At 70.8% G+C, this 17882-nt stretch carries 15 protein-coding genes and 1 pseudogene; 8 read left to right on the forward strand and 8 right to left on the reverse strand.

Going from position 1 to position 17882, the window contains the following annotated elements; translation table 11 throughout:
* Window positions 1-42: 42 nt before the first annotated feature.
* A pseudogene (locus OHU89_RS08455) lies at window positions 43-1510 on the reverse strand (MFS transporter).
* 104 nt (window positions 1511-1614) lie between these two features.
* A complete protein-coding gene (locus OHU89_RS08460) occupies window positions 1615-2784 on the reverse strand; it encodes an RNA-guided endonuclease InsQ/TnpB family protein (RefSeq protein WP_405654383.1) in 1170 nt (389 codons plus the stop codon).
* 11 nt (window positions 2785-2795) lie between these two features.
* Between OHU89_RS08460 and tnpA the strand changes: the two genes are divergently transcribed.
* Window positions 2796-3224 (forward strand): IS200/IS605 family transposase, encoded by a 429-nt coding sequence (gene tnpA, locus OHU89_RS08465; RefSeq protein WP_266898953.1) that lies wholly within the window; start codon window positions 2796-2798, stop codon window positions 3222-3224.
* 165 nt (window positions 3225-3389) lie between these two features.
* Here tnpA and OHU89_RS08470 read toward each other — a convergent pair whose 3' ends face one another.
* Both OHU89_RS08470 and OHU89_RS08475 read right to left on the reverse strand, forming a co-directional pair.
* Window positions 3390-3863 (reverse strand): MarR family winged helix-turn-helix transcriptional regulator, encoded by a 474-nt coding sequence (locus OHU89_RS08470; RefSeq protein ID WP_405641355.1) that lies wholly within the window; start codon window positions 3861-3863, stop codon window positions 3390-3392.
* 155 nt (window positions 3864-4018) lie between these two features.
* The gene (locus tag OHU89_RS08475; RefSeq protein ID WP_405641357.1) at window positions 4019-7393 is read right to left on the reverse strand and encodes a pyruvate carboxylase; all 3375 of its coding nucleotides are present in this window, start codon (window positions 7391-7393) and stop codon (window positions 4019-4021) included.
* Window positions 7394-7552: 159 nt separating this feature from the next.
* Here OHU89_RS08475 and OHU89_RS08480 point away from each other — a divergent pair, with 159 nt between their 5' ends.
* Complete coding sequence (locus OHU89_RS08480) at window positions 7553-8374, forward strand: DUF1684 domain-containing protein (RefSeq protein ID WP_405641359.1); 822 nt, start codon at window positions 7553-7555, stop codon at window positions 8372-8374.
* A 30-nt stretch (window positions 8375-8404) separates the two neighbouring features.
* On the opposite strand, the gene OHU89_RS08485 is transcribed toward OHU89_RS08480, so the two are convergent.
* Entirely contained in the window at window positions 8405-9610 is a 1206-nt protein-coding gene (locus tag OHU89_RS08485; protein WP_405641361.1) for a cysteine desulfurase-like protein, read from the reverse strand.
* Window positions 9611-9818: 208 nt separating this feature from the next.
* Between OHU89_RS08485 and OHU89_RS08490 the strand changes: the two genes are divergently transcribed.
* Both OHU89_RS08490 and OHU89_RS08495 read left to right on the forward strand, forming a co-directional pair.
* Window positions 9819-10778 (forward strand): trypsin-like serine peptidase, encoded by a 960-nt coding sequence (locus tag OHU89_RS08490; RefSeq protein ID WP_405641363.1) that lies wholly within the window; start codon window positions 9819-9821, stop codon window positions 10776-10778.
* Window positions 10779-10867: 89 nt separating this feature from the next.
* On the forward strand, window positions 10868-11299 hold the full coding sequence (locus tag OHU89_RS08495; protein ID WP_405641365.1) for a DUF6174 domain-containing protein: 432 nt from the start codon (window positions 10868-10870) through the stop codon (window positions 11297-11299).
* Window positions 11300-11301: 2 nt separating this feature from the next.
* On the opposite strand, the gene OHU89_RS08500 is transcribed toward OHU89_RS08495, so the two are convergent.
* Window positions 11302-11733: a hypothetical protein gene (locus OHU89_RS08500; RefSeq protein ID WP_266895790.1), complete on the reverse strand. Its 432-nt coding sequence runs from the start codon at window positions 11731-11733 to the stop codon at window positions 11302-11304.
* A 124-nt stretch (window positions 11734-11857) separates the two neighbouring features.
* Here OHU89_RS08500 and OHU89_RS08505 point away from each other — a divergent pair, with 124 nt between their 5' ends.
* Both OHU89_RS08505 and OHU89_RS08510 read left to right on the forward strand, forming a co-directional pair.
* Entirely contained in the window at window positions 11858-12757 is a 900-nt protein-coding gene (locus OHU89_RS08505; protein WP_405641368.1) for an amidohydrolase family protein, read from the forward strand.
* 113 nt (window positions 12758-12870) lie between these two features.
* A complete protein-coding gene (locus OHU89_RS08510) occupies window positions 12871-14223 on the forward strand; it encodes an MFS transporter (RefSeq protein ID WP_405641370.1) in 1353 nt (450 codons plus the stop codon).
* A gap of 33 nt (window positions 14224-14256) precedes the next feature.
* Here the strand turns inward: OHU89_RS08510 and OHU89_RS08515 are convergent, their stop codons facing one another.
* Complete coding sequence (locus tag OHU89_RS08515) at window positions 14257-15108, reverse strand: isocitrate lyase/phosphoenolpyruvate mutase family protein (RefSeq protein ID WP_405641372.1); 852 nt, start codon at window positions 15106-15108, stop codon at window positions 14257-14259.
* A gap of 17 nt (window positions 15109-15125) precedes the next feature.
* On the opposite strand from OHU89_RS08515, the gene OHU89_RS08520 reads away from it, so the two are divergent.
* A complete protein-coding gene (locus OHU89_RS08520) occupies window positions 15126-15290 on the forward strand; it encodes a hypothetical protein (protein ID WP_405641374.1) in 165 nt (54 codons plus the stop codon).
* A 26-nt stretch (window positions 15291-15316) separates the two neighbouring features.
* Here the strand turns inward: OHU89_RS08520 and OHU89_RS08525 are convergent, their stop codons facing one another.
* Window positions 15317-16735 (reverse strand): condensation domain-containing protein, encoded by a 1419-nt coding sequence (locus OHU89_RS08525; RefSeq protein ID WP_405641376.1) that lies wholly within the window; start codon window positions 16733-16735, stop codon window positions 15317-15319.
* 254 nt (window positions 16736-16989) lie between these two features.
* On the opposite strand from OHU89_RS08525, the gene OHU89_RS08530 reads away from it, so the two are divergent.
* Window positions 16990-17853, forward strand: a complete 864-nt coding sequence (locus OHU89_RS08530) for a glycoside hydrolase family 16 protein (RefSeq protein WP_405641378.1) — start codon at window positions 16990-16992, stop codon at window positions 17851-17853.
* Window positions 17854-17882: the final 29 nt, after the last annotated feature.

The raw sequence follows: 17882 nt of genomic DNA on the forward strand, positions 1-17882 counted from the left end.
ACCTCGATCCGGGGACACACTAGGTGTTTGAGACTTAAAGCATCATACTCCCTGCTCCACGGCCGGAGCCCGCCGCACCCCGATCGCCGCCGCGATCGCACCCAGCACCGCGAGGACCCCGGTCGCCAGCACCGCCGTATGCACACCGTTCATGAACGCGCCGTGGCTGCCCTCGACCACCGCGGCCTTCAGCTGTACCGGCATCGCGTCGGAGACGGGCGCCACCCCCATGGCCACCGCGTCCTCGGCCTCGCCCAGCCCCTGTGCCGTCCGCGCGGGCACCCCGGCGTCGGTCAGTTCGCCGGTGAGGGTGGACCCCACCCGGCTGCTGATGACGGAGACCAGGACCGAGGTGCCGAGCGCGCCGCCGATCTGCAGCGCGGTGGCCTGAAGACCTCCGGCCACACCGCCGTCCCGCACCGGGGCGTTGCCGACGATGGCCTCCGAGGAGGCGGACATCACCATGCCGACGCCCAGCCCCATCGCGATGAAGGGCGGCCACATGGTGGCGTACGAGGAGTCGGCGCTCCAGGTGAGCATGGTGAACATGGCGGCGGCCTGGAGCAGCATGCCCAGCGGCATGGTGAACCGGGCGCTGAACCGGCGGTGATGACCGTGCCCACGGTGAGGGCCGGGTTGCGGAACAGCCGCATGGGCAGCAGCGGGTGGGCGACGCGGGTCTCGTAGAGGCCGAAGACCAGCAGGACGACCGCGCCCGCGCCGATCGCACCGAGGGTGCCGGCCGAAGTCCAGCCCCACGTCTCGCCCTTGACCACGCCGAACACGACGGCGAGCAGACCCACGGCGAGCAGGACGACGCCGGGGATGTCGAACTTCTCCCCCGTGGCCGCGGTGTTCTTGCTCTGCGGCAGGACGAGCGCGCTGTAGACGAGGGCGATCACCCCGATGGGGGCGTTGATGTAGAAGACGGACTCCCAGTTGACGTGCTGGACGAGCAGACCGCCGACGATGGGGCCGAGCGCGGTGGACACGGACGAGACCATGGCCCAGATGCCGACTGCCATGCCGAACTTCCTCGGCGGGAACACCGCGCGCAGCAGGCCGAGGGTGTTGGGCATCAGCAGGGCGCCGAAGAAGCCCTGGACCGCGCGGAAGACGATCACGCCCTCGATCGAGCCGGCAAGCCCGATCGCGACGGAGGCGAGGGTGAAGCCGGCGACGCCGATCAGGTAGAAGGTGCGCCGTCCCAGACGGTCACCGAGCTTGCCGCCGAGGATCAGGGCGGCCGCCAGGGCCAGCAGGTAGGAGTTGGTGACCCTCCCCCACTGCCTTAAGGGCGTGGGAGGTGCCCACAGAAGTCGGCGGTGGAGGCGTTGAGGTCGCGGCCGATCTCGGGGTTGGCGATCGCCACGACCGAGCCGTCGAGGCCGACCATGAACAGGCCGAAGGCGACGGCTGTCAGGGTCAGCCAGGGGTTGGAGCGGGGGCTGCGGCGGACCTCGTCGGGGCGCGCGGGCACGCCGACCGGGACGGCGGTGGAAGAGGGCATGGGGAAGCCAGGTCCTTGTTGTCAACTTGACCCGGCCCTGAAGGACCGGGCTTGGAGGTAGTGCCCGGCTGGCTGCCGGGTTGGACTCCTCCGTCCAGACACCCCTATCGGGTGGCAGGGACGCGTGACTCACGCCCCGCGTTCCACACGCTCTCGCCACGGGTGGCGATGTTGTGGGAAGCATTCCGGTCGGCGTGGACAACGACCCCGCACCCCCGGCAGATGAAAAGCCCCTGGTCGACACGGTTGCGTTTGTCGACGTGGCCGCACGCGGCGCATGTCTGCGACGTGTACGCGGGATCGACGAAGACCAGGGGCACGCCTGCCCGCTTGGCCTTGTAGACGATGAAGTCTGCGAGCTGGGCGAACGCCCAGGAGTGGAGTGCGACCCGTTGGGGCTTGCGGAGCCGTACCCGGGAGCGGATGCCCTTGAGTTCTTCGAGGGACAGGCCGCGCCCGGTGCGTTCAGCCTCGGTCACGATCGTCTTGGAGATGATGTGGTTCTGGTTGGCGACGTGCCGCGCCTCTTTGCGGGCACGGGCCTTGAGTCGCCGCTTGGCGCTCTTGGTGCGCTTCTTCTGGAGCTTGGCACGCAGGACAAGCTGTCGCTTGCGGTACCTGCCCAGCCCCCGCCCGGCGGCGAGGTAGCCGGTGGACGTGGTGGCGATGTTGGCGATGCCGAGGTCCACGCCGATGAAGCCGTCCGGCCCGTACTGCTCGGCCTCGGGTACCTCGCAGGTGGCGATCAGGTAGAAGACGCCGTCACGCTCGATGAGGTCGGACTCTCCCTGCCGGTGCGCCCGGAGCGTCTTGAGCGCGTCGGCGGAGCAGACAAAGCGGACGCTCTTGAGCCGTCCGGAAGTGGTCCAGATGGACACGGTCTGCTGGTCGTACTGCCAGGAAAGGCACCGGTCGTCGTACGCCTGGGCGGCCTCGGGCCGGAAGACGATCGGCTTGGACTCCGCCTTACGGCGGCGCTTGGAGCCTTCCTTCCCAAGATTCCCGGCCCGAACGTTGGCCTTGAGTGTGGTGTAGGCGTCGCGCACCTTCTTGATGGTGTGCTGCGCGGCCTGCGCCCCGAAGCCCCGGGCCTTGAGTTCGGCGTAGGTGTGCTTGCGCAACTCGTACTCACGCGGAACACCGTGCTCGAACGCCACCTCCGACACCCAGTTCGCGGCGTCGTTGACCGTGCGCAGGGTCGACTCGAGTACCGACGCCTGGATGGCATCCGGCACGAGTTTCACCTGCACGACGATCTTCACGGGGACGAATATAGCATTGCTCTATGTCACCTCGATGGGAACCAAACCCCGATATCCGCAGGGGCCGTAGCGTCGTCTACACCCTTCATGCGCACTTGGTCTTCACCCCCAAGTACCGGCGCGGACCGTTCACCGACGACATCCTCAAGCGCTGCGAAGAGGTCATGCGGGATGTGTGCGCGGACTTCGGCGCGGACCTGCGCGAGTTCAACGGCGAGCGCGATCACGTACACCTGCTGGTGCATTACCCACCGAAGGTCGCCATCTCCCGACTCGTCGGCAGCCTCAAGGGCGTCTCCGCCCGCCGCTTGCGCCAGGAGTTCCCCGGCCACATCCGCCGGTACCTGTGGGGCGAGCACTTCTGGTCTCCGTCCTACTTCGCCGCATCATGCGGCGGCGCACCGCTCGCCCTGGTGAAGGAGTACATCGCGAACCAGAAGCGTCCTGACTGAGGTCAACAGCGCAGACCCGTGCGCCCGCGCGGGTCAAAGCAGCCGAGAGAAGCGATTCCTCCCGGGCGTGAACGCCCGGGGTTCCTCGCTAGATCATGCTGAAGAAGGAGGAAGTCAGCGAAGAAGGCAGGGACAGATGGACAGACGGGCAGGCCGCCCGGGACGTCAGCCCTGGGCGGCGCGAAGGTGACCGGTCAAGGCACTGAGAGCGCCCGTCGCCGCACCGAGCGCTCGGCGCTCCCCGTCCGTCAACGCCTTGAGCGCGTCCACGAGATGGACGCTCATGAGCTGCTCGACCTGGGCGATCCGCTCCCGGGCGGTCTCCGTCAGATACAGGTGCGCGATCCGCTTGTCGGCGGTGTCCTGCCGACGCTCCAGCTCTCCCTGCTGGGTGAGCTGCGAGACCAGGGCGCTGACGTTGTTCGGCTTCATCATCAGGGCCTCGGCGGCCTCGCGAACCGTGACGCCCTCATTCGCCTGCACATGCCACAGCAGGGCCAGTTGAGCCTCGGGCGGCTTGGGGTGCGGGAAGTCCTGGCCGATACGCCGGTCCATGGCCCGGTGCAGCGCGGGCAGGCACAGCAGGAGATCGGCGGCTACGCGGTCGATCTCCTGGGCGGAGGCGCTGGACGGGGGCACGCATGATTATGGGTATGCAGAGATACCTATGTCAAGGTACCTATCTGTCCGAGGGACTGTCGCACGAGCACGTTGACAACACCGGCGACGCGGCGCGCTAGGGGCGAGGACCCGGATCACGGGTTCCGGAGTCCTCGCCCTACCGCGTGCGGCCGTCAGCCGATCACGAAGAGCAGATCGCCGCCCTCCACCTGCTGAATGCGGTTGATGGCGAGCCGGGAGACCTTGCCCGCCTTGGGGGCGGTGATCGCGGCCTCCATCTTCATCGCCTCGATGGTGGCAATCGTGCCGCCGGCCGCGACCTCGTCGCCCTCGACGACCGCGAGCGTCACGACTCCGGCGAACGGGGCGGCGACATGGCCGGGGTTGGAGCGGTCGGCCTTCTCGGTGACCGGAATATCCGAGGCGACGGCCGCGTCGCGCACCTGGATGGGCCTGAGCTGGCCGTTCAGGGTGGACATCACCGTGCGCACACCGCGCTCGTCGGCCTCACCGATGGCCTCCAGGCCCAGCAGGAGACGGACGCCGGGTTCGAGGTCGACGGCGTACTCCTTCCCCGGGCGCAGGCCGTAGAAGAAGTCCTTGCTGTCCAGGACGCTCGTGTCGCCGAAGGACTGGCGGTGCGTCTCGAAGTCGCGCGTCGGGCCGGGGAAGAGCAGGCGGTTGAGGGTGACGCGCCGGTCCTTCTCCAGTCCGTCGCGCTCCTCCGTGGTCAGCTGCGGTGCGGGCTTGGCATCGGCGCGGCCCTCGAGTGCCTTGCTGCGGAAGGGCTCCGGCCAGCCACCGGGCGGGGTGCCCAGCTCGCCGCGGAGGAAGCCGATCACGGAGTCGGGGATGTCGAACCGGTCCGGCGTCGCCTCGAAGTCCTGTGGGGAGACCCCCGCGCCGACGAGGTGCAGGGCGAGGTCGCCGACCACCTTGGAGGACGGGGTGACCTTCACCAGGTGACCGAGGATGCGGTCGGCGGCGGCGTACATCTCCTCGATGTCCTCGAACCGGTCGCCGAGGCCCAGGGCCACGGCCTGGGTGCGCAGGTTGGAGAGCTGGCCGCCGGGGATCTCGTGGTCGTAGACGCGGCCGGTCGGGGAGGCGAGGCCCGCTTCGAAGGGGGCGTAGATCCGGCGGACGCTCTCCCAGTACGGCTCCAGGTCGCCGACGGCCCGCAGGTCGAGGCCGGTGGGGCGGGCGGAGTAGTCGGTCGCGGCGACGATCGCCGACAGGGAGGGCTGCGAGGTGGTGCCCGCCATGGAGGCGACCGCCCCGTCGACAGCGTCGGCACCGGCCTGGATCGCGGCCAGGTAGGTGGCGAGCTGGCCGCCCGCCGTGTCGTGGGTGTGGATGTGGACGGGGAGGTCGAACTCCCGGCGCAAGGCGGAGACGAGGGTCGCCGCGGCCGGGGCCCTGAGCAGTCCGGCCATGTCCTTGACGGCCAGGACGTGGGCGCCCGCTTCGACGATCTGCTCGGCCAGACGCAGGTAGTAGTCGAGGGTGTAGAGCCGCTCGTCCGGGTTCGACAGGTCGGAGGTGTAGCAGAGGGCGACCTCGGCGATCGCGGTGCCCGTCTCCCGTACGGCCTCGATCGCCGGACGCATCTGGCCGACGTCGTTGAGGGCGTCGAAGATGCGGAAGATGTCGATGCCGGTGGCGGCGGCCTCCTGCACGAAGGCGTCGGTCACCTCGGTCGGGTACGGCGTGTAGCCGACGGTGTTGCGGCCGCGCAGCAGCATCTGGAGGCAGATGTTGGGGACGACCTCGCGCAGCGCGGCGAGCCGCTCCCACGGGTCCTCGGCGAGGAAGCGCAGGGCGACGTCGTAGGTGGCGCCGCCCCAGCACTCCAGGGACAGCAGCTCGGGCAGGGTGCGCGCGACGACCGGGGCGACCGCGAGGAGGTCCTTGGTGCGGACGCGGGTGGCGAGCAGCGACTGGTGGGCGTCGCGGAACGTGGTGTCGGTGACGCCGATGGTCGGGGACTCGCGCAGCCAGCGGGCGAAGCCCTCGGGGCCGAGCTCGGTGAGCTGCTGCTTCGAGCCGGCCGGGGGCACCTCGGCGGTCTGACGCGGGAGCTTGGTCGTGGGCTCGATCAGCTCGGGGCGGTCGCCGTGCGGCTTGTTCACCGTGACGTCGGCGAGGTAGGTGAGCAGCTTCGTGCCGCGGTCGGCCGAGGTGCGGGAGGTCAGCAGGTGCGGGCGCTGCTCGATGAACGACGTGGTGACACGGCCCGCCTGGAAGTCCGGGTCGTCGAGGACGGCCTGGAGGAACGGGATGTTGGTGGCCACACCGCGGATCCGGAACTCGGCGACGGCACGCCGGGCGCGCTTGACGGCGGTGCCGAAGTCCCGGCCCCGGCAGGTGAGCTTGACCAGCATCGAGTCGAAGTGCGCGCTGATCTCCGTACCGGCGTGGGTGGTTCCGCCGTCGAGGCGGATGCCGGAGCCGCCGGGCGACCGGTAGGCGCTGATGCGGCCGGTGTCGGGGCGGAAGCCGTTGGCGGGGTCCTCGGTGGTGATACGGCACTGGAGTGCGGCGCCGTGCAGGACGACCGTCTCCTGGGACAGTCCGAGGTCGGCCAGGGTCTCGCCGGCGGCGATGCGGAGCTGGGACTGGACGAGGTCGACGTCGGTGACCTCCTCGGTGACCGTGTGCTCGACCTGGATGCGCGGGTTCATCTCGATGAAGACGTGGTTGCCGGCCGGGTCGAGCAGGAACTCGACGGTGCCGGCGTTGCGGTAGCCGATCTCGCGGGCGAAGCGCACGGCGTCGGCGCAGATCCGGTCGCGCAGCTCCGGGTCGAGGTTCGGCGCGGGAGCCAGCTCGATGACCTTCTGGTGGCGGCGCTGGAGGGAACAGTCGCGCTCGTAGAGGTGGATGACGTTGCCCTCGCCGTCGGCGAGGATCTGCACCTCGATGTGGCGGGGGTTCACGACGGCCTTCTCCAGGAACACCGTCGGGTCGCCGAACGCGGAGGCCGCCTCACGGGCCGCCGCCTCGATGGACTCCCGCAGCTGTGCGCGCTCCTCGACCCGGCGCATACCGCGCCCGCCACCACCGGCGACGGCCTTGACGAACACGGGGAACCCGATGTCCTCGGCGGCCCGCACCAGCTCGTCCACGTCGCTGGAGGGCTCGGAGGAGCCCAGCACCGGCACGCCGGCCGCGCGGGCGGCGGCCACGGCACGGGCCTTGTTGCCCGTCAGCTCCAGGATCTCCGCGCTGGGCCCGACGAAGGTGATGCCGGCTTCCTCGCAGGCCCGCGCGAGCTCGGGGTTCTCGGACAGGAACCCGTAGCCCGGGTAGACGGCGTCGGCGCCCGCCTGACGGGCGGCCCGGATGATCTCCTCGACGGAGAGATAGGCCCGCACCGGGTGTCCCGGCTCGCCGATCTCGTACGCCTCGTCGGCCTTGAGCCGATGCAGCGAGTTGCGGTCCTCGTGGGGGAAGACGGCAACCGTCCTCGCGCCCAGCTCATAACCGGCTCGGAACGCACGAATCGCGATCTCACCACGGTTGGCTACCAGTACCTTGCGGAGCATTCCGGATCCCTTCGGCCTGCCTGTGACGCCCACCATCGTCTCGGCATTGTCTCCGTCGTGCCATGAGAGCCGGGTCACGCGCGGATTGCCGTTTGGGGATGATCTGCGACGGTACGGCGGTTGCACGGAGCACCACCACCGCAGCGCGAGGGAGTGGACATGACCGTCCAGGACGTCGACCGAGTGAGCTTCGCACAGGAATGGCAGGAGTGGCACCGGCAGAAGGAGGCCGTGCTCTCCGGCCCGCACGGCTTCCTCGCGATCACCGGCCTCCACTGGCTGGGCCCGGAACCGGAGCGCTTCGAGGACGCGCCCGGAGCCTGGTCGAGCACCGCCGAAGGGGTGGTGGTCGAGTTGGACGAGGGCGAGGAGCTGACCGTCGACGGGGAGCCGGTGCGCGGCCGGTACGACTTCGGTGTCGTCGCGGAACGGGACAGCGTGTACGTGGGCGCGGGCGACGCGGTCATCGAGGTCGCCAGGCGCGGCGGACACGACATCGTGCGCCCGCGCCATCCCGACAACCCGTTGCGTACGTCCTTCACCCGGACCCCGGCCTACGCCCCCGACCCGCGCTGGGTGGTCTCCGGCCGCTTCCTGCCCTTCGCCGAGCCGCGCCCGGTGACCGTGGGTGCCGCCGTCGAGGGCCTTGAGCACGTGTACGACTCCCCCGGCCAGGTCGAGTTCGAGCTGGACGGCGTGCGGCACCGCCTCACGGCGTTCAACGGCAGGGGGCCCGGCGCGCTGATGGTGCTGTTCACGGACAGGACCTCGGGCGTGACGACGTACACGGCGAACCGCTCCCTGCAGATCGCCGCTCCCGACGCCGAGGGCAAGGTCACGCTCGACTTCAACCGCGCCGGGAATCTGCCCTGCGCCTACACCGACCTGGCCACCTGCCCGCTGCCGCCGACGGAGAACCGGCTGCCGGTCGCGGTCGAGGCGGGCGAACGGATCCCGTTGGAGCGGGGCGGACAGCCCTGACGGAGGGGAACGCACAGGGCGAACGGCCCGTCAGCGTGCCAGGAACTCTCCCAGCCCCGCCAGGAGCCGGTCGACGTCCTCCGAGTCGTTGTAGGGCGCGAGGCCGACGCGGAGGCCGCCGGTGTCGCCGAGGCCCAGGTGGCGGGAGGCCTCGATGGCGTAGAAGGAGCCGGAGGGGGCCTGGATGCCGCGCTCGGCGAGGAAGCCGTAGGCGTCGGTCGTGGCGTGGTGCTCGAAGGTCAGCAGCAGGGTGGGGGTGCGGTCGGCTGCCCTGGAGTGGATCGTGATGCCGGGGAGAGCGGCCAGGCCCTTGTCGAGCTGGGTGCGCAGGGTGTGCTCGTGCGCTTCGAGCTCCGCGTAGGCCGCTGCCAGACGCTCGCGCCGCGTGCCCGTCGCCGTCGCGTCGAGGCCGGCCATGAAGTCGACCGCTGCCCTGGTCCCGGCGAGGAACTCATAGGGCAGGGTGCCCAGTTCGAACCGCTCGGGGACCACGTCGGTGGAGGGCAGCAGCTTGTCGGGGCGCAGGGTCTCCAGCAGCTCCGGAGCGGCGGCGAGGACTCCGTGGTGGGGGCCCAGGAACTTGTACGGGGAGCAGACGAAGAAGTCCGCGCCGAGCGACTCCAGGTCGACCAGGCTGTGAGCGGTGTGATGGACACCGTCGACGTACACCAACGCGCCCACTTCGTGCGCGAGTCGGGAGATCGCCGCGATGTCGGGGCGGGTGCCGATCAGGTTGGAGGCGGCGGTGACGGCGACCAGACGCGTGCGGTCGGACAGCACGGCGCCGATGTCGTCGGGGGTCAACTCGCCTGTGGCCGGGTCGAAGTCGGCCCAGCGCACGGTGGCACCGACCCGCTCGGCGGCCTGGACCCAGGGGCGGATGTTGGCGTCGTGGTCGAGGCGGGTGACGACGACCTCGTCACCGGGCGACCAGGTGTCGGCGAGGGTGCGGGAGAAGTCGTAGGTGAGCTGTGTGGCGCTGCGGCCGAAGACGATCCCCCTCGGGTCCGCGCCCAGCAGGTCGGCCATGGCCCGGCGGGCCTCGGTGACGAGGCTTTCCGCGTTGCGCTCCCCCAGCGTCACGCTGCCCCGGTTGGACAGCGGGTGCGCCAGCGCGTCGGCGATGGCGTCGATCACGGGCCGGGGCATCTGGGTGCCGCCCGGGCCGTCGAAGTGGGCCGTTCCGGCGGTCAGGGCGGGGAACTGGGAGCGGAGGGCGGTGATGTCGTACGTCACGGAGGGCTCCTGTCGTGGTTCCGGGCCGGGGCTCGCAGTCAACCCCATCCTCCCGGTGGCGGCGAGATCGCCCCCTGTGTCGGCGCGGGAGAGGGAGTGTGCCTTTTCGGCCATCATTCTGACGTGCACCTGCCCAAATAGGGCCATCGGTGGCACTCTGCGCGCAGAACGGTCACACCCTCCGACCCCCACCGCAGAAGGAGACCGCGTGATAGGCAGACTTCGTGCCGCCCTGGTGGGCGCAGCCGCACTGCTGACCGCCGGCGTCCTCACCACGCCGGCCGGCGCCGCCCCCGACCCGGGAACCGTGTCGCTCACGGCGCAGCAACGCACCCAGGCCTTCTGGACCCCGGAGCGGATGCGCCAGGCGACTCCGCTCGACGTCCTGTCCGTCGACCGCTCCGAGGTGACGGCATCCGAGCCTCGCAGGGGCAGGAGGATGCTCATCGCACCCAGCGCGCCGGGCTCGTCCGTCGGCACGCTGGCGTTTCCCAACGGCGGCGGCGCATGGACCGGTGGCGGAGCGGTCGTCCAGACCGCCGGGCGGGTGTTCTTCACCTACCAGGGCCGTACCGCCTCCTGCTCCGGCAACGCCGTCACCAGCGCCAACAAGTCCACCGTCCTCACCGCCGGGCACTGCGTGAAACTGGAGGGCGCCTGGCACACCAACTGGGTGTTCGCGCCCGGCTACCACGACGGGCAGACGCCGTACGGCACCTGGTCGGCGTCCAAGACCCTCTCGACCCCGCAGTGGACGGCGAGCGAGGACATCAACTACGACGTCGGCGCGGCCGTGGTGGCCCCGCTGAACGGGCAACTGCTCACCGATGTCGTCGGCGGTCAGGGCCTGGCGTTCAACACCGGCTACAGCAAGGCGATGTACGCCTTCGGCTTCCCCGCCGCCGCCCCGTACGACGGCCAGAAGTTCATCTACTGCAGCGGCACCACCTACCGCGACTTCCTGCTCTCCGGTGACCACGGTCTGACCTGCAACATGACCGGCGGCGCCAGCGGCGGCCCCTGGTTCACCCAGTTCAATGAGGCCACCGGCACCGGACTCCAGTCCTCGGTGAACAGCTTCAAGTACAACTTCCTGCCGAACGCGATGTACGGCCCGTACTTCGGCGCGGACGCACAGAACCTGTACCAGACGGCCCAGTCGTCCTGAGGCGCTTCTGACGGTACGAGCGCCGGCCGGCCCCGAACGTCCTGGGGCCGGCCGGCGTCGTAGCAGTAACCGTCTTCGAAGGGGCCGCCATGACCGTCGTACGCTCGCTCTTCTTTGTGGCCGTGCTGGTGGGCGGCCTGGCCGCCTGCGGTGACGAGGCGGAGACGGCCGCGCCCGCCTGGGAGGAGCCCGCCTCGTACACGTACACGCTGACGTCGAGCGAGGGCGAACGGGCCCTCATCGGCACCTTCCGGATCACCGTCCGAGGCGGCGAGGTCACGAAGGCGGTCGGCCTCGACGACAGCGCGCGCCGGGTCGTACGGCAACTGCCCGACCAAGTACCCACCCTGGGCGCGCTGTTGGAGGAGCTGGAGCAGGCACGGGGCGACGACGCGGACACGGCGGAGGCCCGGTACGCGGCGGACGGGCATCCGACGCGCATCGAGATCGACGGGGAGAAGAACGCCATCGACGACGAGGTCCGCTACGACATCACCGACTACGAACCGGCCGTCGGCTAGCCCTACAACTGCTGGATGTTCCCGCCGAGTTCGGGGCGGAACTTTTTCAGCAGCGCCTCCGGGGCGCTGACCACCCAGCGGGTGCCGACGAGGTACTTGCCGCCGTAGATGGAGGCGGCGTCCAGCCAGGTGAGCTTGAACCGCTCCTCGGGGAACGTGGTGATGAGGAAGTCACCGTCCTTGCCGTGGCACACGCCTTCCCTCAACTCGTCGGCATCCGTGCGGATCTTGACCTTGCAGCCGACCAGCCCGGCGATGACCTCCACCTTCGCGGGAGCCACGACACCGGCGGAAGGAGCGGCCGTCACCTCCGTACTGCTGCTCACCTTGGACTCGTCCGACCCTGCGCCGCACCCCGTGACCAGGGTGAGCAGGGTCAGCCCGCCCGCCAGTAGCAGGCGGGCGGTGAGCGGACTGCGGGCGCGCTGGGACACGTACCTCTCCGTTTCGGGACGTCGGCCGGACGTATGCCGGGAGGTACGGGTGCGACGCGGCGGGCGTTCAGTTCGGTCCGCCGCGGGGTGGACATGGTGGCGGGGGCCCGCGAGATCCTGTGTCATGAACGTCGACGTGCACCAGCATCTGTGGACCCCGTCCCTGGTGGCGGCCCTGCGCTCACGCCGTGAGCCGCCGCGTCTGGACGGCTGGACCCTGTACCTGGACGGGGAGCCGCCGTACGACCTCCCGCCCGCCGACCACGACATCGCCCGGCGCGCCGAACTCGCCCGGGCCGACGGTCTGGGGCGGGCGCTCGTCTCGATGTCGGCCCCGATCGGCGTGGAGTGGCTGCCGTCGGCCGAGGCCCGCCCGCTCCTCGACGCCTACCACGAGGGTGCGGCCGCCCTCCCCGAGCCGTTCGGCGCCTGGGCCGCCGCATGCGTGCGGGACATCGACGCGAAGACGACGGCCCAGGACCTCGACGGGGGCTTCGTGGGGCTCCAGCTCCCGGCCGACGCCCTGGTGGACGCCACCGGCTACGCGCGCTGCGCCCCGCTGCTGGATCAGCTGGAGGAGCGCGACCTGCCGCTCTTCGTCCACCCCGGGCCCGCACCGGGCGGATCCGAGGGGCCCGGCTGGTGGCCCGCGATGGTGCCCTATGTCCAGCAGATGCACGCCGCCTGGTTCGCCTTCCACGCCTTCGGCCGCCCCCGCCACCCTCGCCTGCGGGTGTGCTTCGCGCTGCTCGCCGGGCTGGCCCCGCTGCACGGGGAGCGCTTCGCCGCCCGCGGCGACGGCTCGGCGGCGGCGGATCCGGAGGTCTTCGTCGAGACGTCCTCCTACGGTCCGCGCTCCGTGGACGCCGTGGTCCGCGCCCTCGGGACGGACGCCGTCGTCCAGGGCTCGGACCGGCCGTATGCGGAGCCACCGCAGCATCCCGGGTTCGGTCTGGGCGGGGCCGCTGCCCACGCCTTCCGGATCGCGAACCCCCGGCGGCTGCTGACCGGCGAGAGTCACTGAACCCGGGTGAGGCGTATCGGGCCGCTCCACACCTAATGTTGTGCACTTTATTGACTGCAGTCATGTGAGAGCCTACTTTCGCGGTGTCCTTCCCCCGCTCAAGGGAGACCGCGATGCCCTCGTCCCCCGTCGCACCACCGTCCTCGGCCGCCGAGCGAACCCGGCAGCTGCGCCTGGTCGCCGCCTCCGGCCTGCTCGGCACCGCCGTGGAGTTCTACGACTTCCTCGTCTACGGCACGGTCGCCGCGCTCGTCTTCGGCGAACTGTTCTTCCCCGGCGCCGATCCGGCCGTCGGCACGATCGCCGCGTTCGGCACCTTCGCCGCCGGTTATGTCGCCCGACCGCTCGGCGGCATCCTCTTCGGCCACTTCGGCGACCGGCTCGGCCGCAAGTCGATGCTGCTGCTCACCATGGGTCTGATGGGCGGCGCCAGCTTCCTCATCGGCCTGCTGCCCACGTACGACACGATCGGTGTGTGGGCTCCGGTCCTGCTGATCGCCCTGCGCGTCGTCCAGGGCGTCGCCATCGGCGGTGAGTGGGGCGGCGCGACCCTGATGGTCGTCGAGCACGCCGGAGAGCGGCGCCGCGGCCTGTGGTCCAGCTTCACGCAGATGGGAGCCCCGCTCGGCTCCCTGCTGTCCACCGCCGTCGTCGCGTACGTCGTCACCCTCCCCAAGGACGACTTCGCGGCGTGGGGCTGGCGGGTGCCGTTCCTGTTCAGCGTCGCCCTGCTCGGCGTCGGCCTCTTCGTCCGGCTCAAGGTCGTGGAGAGCCCGCTCTTCGCCGAGGTGAAGAAGGACCGCGCCGAGTCCCGGCTGCCCATCCTCGACGTCCTGCGCAACCCGCGCCCCGTACTGCTGGCCTGCGGTGTCGGCATCGGCGCCTTCACCGCGCAGTCGCTGCTGACCAGCTACATGATCGCGTACGCCACCGGCATCGGGTACGCCCGGCCGCAGGTGCTCAACGCCCTCACCGTCTCCGCGTGCGTCGCGCTCGTCGTGCTGCCCTGCGCCTCCGCGCTCTCCGACAGGATCGGCCGCCGTCCGGTCGTCCTCGCCGGAGCCATCGCCTCGGCCGCGCTCGCCTTCCCCGTCCTGGCGCTGGTCGACTCCAAGTCGCCGGGGCTGCTGATCCTCGCCGTCGTCCTCGGCCACGGCATCGCCCAGTCCACGATGTACGGCCCGCTGGGCGCGCTGCTCACCGAGATGTTCGGCACAAAGGTCCGCTACACCGGCGCCTCCCTCGGCTACCAGGGCGCCACCCTCGTCGGCGCCGGCTTCTCCCCCATGATCGCCGGAAGCCTGGTGGCCGGAAGCGGCACCAGCACCCCCGTCGCCCTGCTGCTCTGCGGCGGCGCCGCCGTCACCGCGGTGACCGTCTGCTTCGTCCGCGAGACCAACCGCAGCACCCTCGACGACTCCACCGCCCGCCCCTCCGTCCCCCGCACGGAAGAGATCTCCGCGTGAGAACCGGCACCCGCGCCGCCTCCGCGGTGAGCGTCAGTCCTGGCGGAACAGGTCGTTCAGATCCGTCTGGGCGAGCTGGCCGTCGGCGTAGGAGAAGGTGCCCCGGTCCGCCAACTCCCTTGCCGCGTCCAGCAGGTGACGGTACATCGCACGGGCGATGCTGCCGCCGACCGTGACCCTGCGCACCCCGAGTTCGCGCAGGTCGTCCAGGGCCAGCGCGTTGCCGGTGAGTCCCATGACGACATTGAGCGGGCCGTCGAGTTCCCGTACCAGGGTGCCGATGGTCTCGGCGTCGGCGGCGCCCGGCACGAACGCGCAGTCCGCGCCGGCCGCCAGATAGGCGTTGGCCCGCCGTACGGCCTCGTCGAGCGAGCCGCCGACCAGCAGCACATCCGTCCGGCCGACCAGGACGAACGGATCGTCGGCGGCGTCCACGGCGGCGCGGGCGGCGCGGACACGGTCCACCGCGAGCGACTCCTCGTACAGGGGCCGGGCGCGGTCGCCGGTGAAGTCCTCGATGTTGCCCCCCGCGGCGCCTGCCGCGCGGGTCATCGAGATGGTCTCCGCCACGGTCTCGGGCGCTTCACCGAACCCGTCCTCCAGGTCGGCGCTCAGCGGCACCCGGAGCTCGTCCGCGATCTCCCGGACCCGGCGGATCGTGGTGTCGCGGTCGATCCGCCCGTCCGACGTCTTCTCGTCGTGGAAATCGTGGTCCGGGCGCCCGAGCGAAAAGGCGATTCCCGCGCTCGTGGTGGCCACGGCGGGGAAGCCGGCCGACTCCAGGATCCGGGCGCTTCCCACGTCCCAGGCGTTGGGGAGCAGGAAGCACCCCTCTCGATGCAACTCGACGAAACGCTCTGCTCGTTCTCGGCTGTCGATGTTCACGCACCCGAACGTACGTCGTGGCCCCGCCCACGGCCAGCGAGTCGATCGCGCTTCCGTGCGCCCACGGAGCCCTGCTCGTCCGCCCCGACGGCCACATCGCGGCCCGCCGGCCCGACGGCCCACCCGCCGACGACGCGCTCCGCAGCGCCCTCGCCACCCTCACCGCCTCGACGCCCCGCTGACCCGGGACGCGGACCTGCCGAAGGCTCTACCCCTGACGGGCCGCCGCTCCCGCGCCCACGGTCCCGGTCTCGCGCGCCACCGCGACGATCCGCGCCCGCAGCAGCTCCGCACAGCGGCGCATGTTCTTGTCGGCGGCCGGCGTGTCCGGCAGTCGGCAGGCGAACTGCAGGCCCTCGGGGACCCGGGTGACCCACGCGCACACCTGGTCTCCGTACGACACCCTGATCAGCCCGTACGCCTTCAGCTCCTGCCAGCGCTCGGCACCGGGGATAGCGCGCGAGTCGACGTACGAGACGATCGAGTACAGGTCCGGTGAGGTGGGCCGGAAGTCCGCGCCCAGGAGGCGCAGGACGCGGGCCAGGGGCATCCGGGACAGCGCCCGGGTGTCGCGCAGTGCGGCGCGGACCAGTTCCAGGGCGGCGTCGAAGTCCACGGCCCCTTCCACCGGGATCTCGACGGGCGCCCCGCCCACGTACCAGCCGACCGAGTCGGCCCAGCGGGACTTGACCCGGGTGTGGAAGGGCACGACGGTGCGGTACACGCTCAGACCGCTGATCTCGCGGGCGGCGAGCGCGACGGCCGCGACGATCCCGACCAGACTGCCGCCGTAGGGACGGCAGTACGCTTCGAAGGCCGACGCGTCCGCGGCGTCCACGAGCATCTCCTGGACGAACCTCTGCTCGGGCAGCGGGCCTTCGGGGTCCAGGCCGAGATCGACGGGGAAGTTCGGCAGCCTGCCGTCGCAGCGCGCGATGAACTCCCGCCAGCGGCCGACAACTTGGTGGGTGTCGTCGATCCGGTCGGCGTCCGAGCGTTCGTCGGCGCAGAAGTCGACGTAACTGGCGACCGGTTCGGGCGCGACGACCCGCCCGTCGAGGCCGGCCGCGTACAGCTCGTGGATCTCGGCGGTGATGCGGTGGATCGAGTACGCGTCCACGTTGCTGTGGTCGAACGCCATGTACACACTCGCTCCGTCGTCCCGTACGACGGCCGTGAACAGGAAGTTGGGCCAGGTGAGCGCCTCGGCGGCGACGTCGAAACGGTCCTGCAGGTATCGGGTCAGCGTCACCGTGTCCGCGAACTCGCCGATGTCCTCGCGGTGCAGGGCGACGGCCTCGGAGTCGAGTGTGAACCGCCGCATCTCGTCGCCGGCCCATCTGAACCCGCTGCGCAGCGTCTCGTGCCGCAGCATCCAGGCCTCCAACGCGCCCTGCAGAACGTCGAGTTCGACCCGCCCGGGGATGTCGAAGGCGGTACCGAGCCAGGTCGGCACGAACAGCCCGTCCTCCCGCACCGTCCGTGCCGTGCGGATGTGGGACTCCTGGACGTACGCCGGTGGCCTCGCGTCGTCCGGCAACGCCCGCGCCGCGCCCACCGACGCCGGATGCAGGGTCCACTCCACGAGCTTTCCGGGCCGGATCTCGCACCGCTGGAGGTCGGTCATGCGCACAGGGCTCTCCGATCATCGCTCACCGCGTGGAGAGATCAACGAGCGGACGGCCCCGAAGCAACGCGACTGGAAGCCGACACTCCGGTACTCCAGCCGTTCCGGGGATGGTGTTCGCACCGGCCCGCGGCGAGGATGCTCCCTCGCGCGGCACTTCCCGTCGTACGACATCGGCGCACCGAGGACCGGAGGGCCTCCGGATGGGATCACACGCAGCACCGAACGGTCGTAAGCGCGCTCTGCTGGTGTCCATGGGGCTCGTGCTCCTGGCCGCCGTCCTAGGCGTCCCCCGTGCCGACGGAGCGGCGGGGGAAGCCGGTGCGGCCGACGCCTGCCGCACCACCGGCACCGAACTGCCCCGCGGCGACTGCGGGCCGTTCTGGCAGGTCCTCGCCGAGGACTTCAACGGTGACCGGGTGCCGCTGGGCGGGTTCAGCGACTGCGACCACCACGCCGACACCTCCGCCGCGTACTGCGGGGGCCTGCGCGGTGCGTACCGTGACAACTGGTGGGCCTATCCGACCGGTTGGCGTGACACGGCCAATGACCGCAGTCGGCAGGTCGTGGGTGTCTACCACCCGGAGGACACCGTGAGCGTGGGTCCCGCGGAGAACGGCGACGGCAGGATGTTCATCCGTATGTGGCGGCCCGCCGACGGGGGTCCCGTGCACGCTGCGGCAGTGGTACCTCGTGCCGTCATGCAGATGAAGTACGGCAAGTACAGCGCCCGTATCAAGGTGACCGCACTCGCGCCGGGCTACAAGTCGGCCTGGCTGCACTACGGCGGGGGCTGCGAGATGGACCATCCCGAGGGCGAGTGGACCGGGGACCTCACGGCCTTCCACCATCCGTGCGGCGGGGGTGAACAGGGCTACTTCCCGGGGAGCGACGACTGGACGCGGTGGCACACGGTCTCGACCGAGTGGACGCCCGGCCATGTGCGCTTCTTCGTGGACGGACGGCAGGTGGGGCACGACACCCGCGAGGTTCCCCGACAGCCCCTGTCCTGGGTGCTCCAGAACGAGAGTGCCCTGCAGGGCGCCGGCGCGGCTCCGGGCAGCAGCGCCCAACTCGACATCACCTGGGTCGCCGCGTACGCCTACGACTGGAAGTGACCCGCACGAGCTGCCCGGGCCGAGGTGTC

The sequence above is a fragment of the Streptomyces sp. NBC_00019 genome, assembly GCF_045041015.1.
In the GTDB taxonomy this organism is placed as follows: Bacteria; Actinomycetota; Actinomycetes; order Streptomycetales; family Streptomycetaceae; genus Streptomyces.